The sequence below is a fragment of the Enterobacter cloacae complex sp. P16RS2 genome (assembly GCF_014982155.1).
GTDB lineage: Bacteria > Pseudomonadota > Gammaproteobacteria > Enterobacterales > Enterobacteriaceae > Enterobacter > Enterobacter cloacae_M.
Genome location: NZ_JADCKW010000082.1, coordinates 1 through 498 on the forward strand (window position 1 = coordinate 1; position 498 = coordinate 498).

At 35.5% G+C, this 498-nt stretch carries 1 protein-coding gene; it reads left to right on the forward strand.

Annotation, left to right across the window (positions count from 1 at the left end):
* Positions 1–3 precede the first annotated feature (3 nt).
* Entirely contained in the window at positions 4–312 is a 309-nt protein-coding gene (locus INF68_RS22955; RefSeq protein WP_193525476.1) for an SMI1/KNR4 family protein, read from the forward strand.
* Positions 313–498 lie beyond the last annotated feature (186 nt).

Here is a 498-nt window from a genome sequence, read left to right on the forward strand (position 1 = left end):
TTCATGCACATGCCTTTACCTTCTAAATATAAGCGCTTTATGATTGAGAACGTCAAGGACACTGACTCGTATGAAATTCAACGAGCGAATGGTGATCAGCTTTATGTTTTCAATTGTTTTGATTTACTTGAAAGAAATAATACCTATGCAATTCAAGAAGTTGAGCCCGACGTTTTATTGATTGGTCAAGATGGTGATCTTGGGTACTTCTTAAATTTGCGCAAAGGTTCTGATGAGATTTATTCTTTAGATCTTGGAGCGTTAGGAAGCCTAGACATGGATAAAGAAAGTGATAGCATATTTATGCTATAATGTTTTTTTTAAAACTAGATCAATGTTTTGGGAAAATCCACACCAAATCGTGAATATTTTCTTTCAAAAGAAATTAAACATAAAAAGAAGTTCATGATATTGCAATTTTTAATGATGTAATCTTTACATTCCGCCCCAGCACTGCGCCGCTGGTCTCTCCGCTCGCATTACGACTACCGCAATAAC